General features: G+C 57.4%; 1 protein-coding gene and 1 pseudogene. One reads left to right on the plus strand and one right to left on the minus strand.

Going from position 1 to position 1,513, the window contains the following annotated elements; all coding sequences use genetic code 11:
- The coding region (locus tag D460_RS0132295; protein WP_018902745.1) for a hypothetical protein at positions 1 to 658 on the plus strand (658 nt) is incomplete at its 5' end.
- Between the two features lie 6 nt (positions 659 to 664).
- Here the strand turns inward: D460_RS0132295 and D460_RS0132300 are convergent.
- Positions 665 to 1,513, minus strand: a pseudogene (locus D460_RS0132300) (ISNCY family transposase); the annotation flags it as partial.

The following is a 1,513-nucleotide window of genomic DNA, read 5'->3' on the forward strand; positions in this document are numbered from 1 at the left end:
TGCCTATGCTGACGGCGAAGGTGGTATAGGATTGACCGCGACCGGTGCTATGAACCGCAAATTCGTACATTGGGCCGCTGTGAACTTCCTGTGGCCCGACTTCACAGCCGAAGACCTCTACAGCATGCACAAGGTGCTCAATGAGAGCGACATGCCGCCGCTCTGGGTCGTGCGCGACATGACCCGCCATCTGAAACTGCTTCGCCGGAAAAAGAATGTTCTGCTGCCAACCAAACGAGGGCGCGAGTTTCTGCTGAACCCGCAAACCTTCTTCGATCTGGTCGCCACGGACTATCTCTATTCGTATGTCCACGTGACCGATCGGCAAGAGGACGTTCAGGCTCGATTGCGCTGGTGGCGCATGTTCCTCAATCTTCTCAATATCAAGACCAGAGAAGGTTGCACGCCATTGGATGTTGTAAAAATCCTCAATCCAGGCTTCGCGCCCCTGTCAGACACCGAAATGACCCTGGAAGCCTGGGAACTGAAATCCGATGTCCAATATGGCGTGCTGCGGCGCCTGTGCTGGCTGGGCCTGCTTTACGAGGCACGAGAAGGGCTCACGCTTTTCCAGGATGGATCCTTCCACAAGACGCCACTTTGGTCCGCCTGTCTGCAGCTGGAATCGGATACACAAAGCGACATAGGGGTGCATTGAAACGTCTTATTCCGCCGCCGGCTGCTTCGATAATGCTTTCTCGCGCTTCGCAATCACCGCCGGATCGTTCATGTAATCTGTCCTCGGCTTGCGGCGACGCTTCTGATAGCCGTTCGCCGTGCTACCGTCGCGAATGCCGAACATATGATCGGTCTGCCCAGTGCGGCGAGGGCCGCTTCTGCTGCGCTGCTGCTCACGCCCGGCCTGTATCTCCGCGACAACAGACAGCATGTCGTCCAGACGCTTGTTGTCGACGACCTCGGCGCGATGCACCGAGCGCAATGTGTCAAAGGTTTTGTAGGGCAGGGCAAAGCTCTCGTGCATGATCTCAAGCCGTCCGTCTGGGTAATCGCAGACAATCACCTTCCGGCCTGCCAACAGCCTGGAAATCTCGGTCGGATCGAGAATGAACAGCACCTTGTCGTAACGCAGCGTCAGGGATTGCGACAGCGTGCGCACCTCCTTGCGGCACATGGCGCCATCGAGGTTCTCATGATCGGCTAAAGGTCGGTGCATGTCCTTCGGGTTACGCGGTAGCTTGCCGAAACGCCTGTTGAAATCTGCAATGAACTCAGGTGCATAGGCGTTGGCGTCCTCGATCGTGTCGATACCGCGAAGCCGCATCTCCTTGACCAGCCGATCCTGCAATGTCTGGTTGGCACGTTCCACACGGCCCTTGGCCTGCGGGGTGTTGGCGCAGATGATGTCGATGTTCAGCTCATAAAGCGCCCGGCCGAATTGCGTCAGGCCGCTCGTCCGGTCCTTCTCCGACGCATGCGTGGAGCGGAAAACACCATGCTTGTCACTATAGAAAGCCAGCGGTTTACCCCATTGCTGCAGATAGGCCTTGGTCGC

It is taken from the genome of Rhizobium sp. 2MFCol3.1 (genome assembly GCF_000377565.1).
Classification (GTDB): Bacteria; Pseudomonadota; Alphaproteobacteria; order Rhizobiales; family Rhizobiaceae; genus Rhizobium.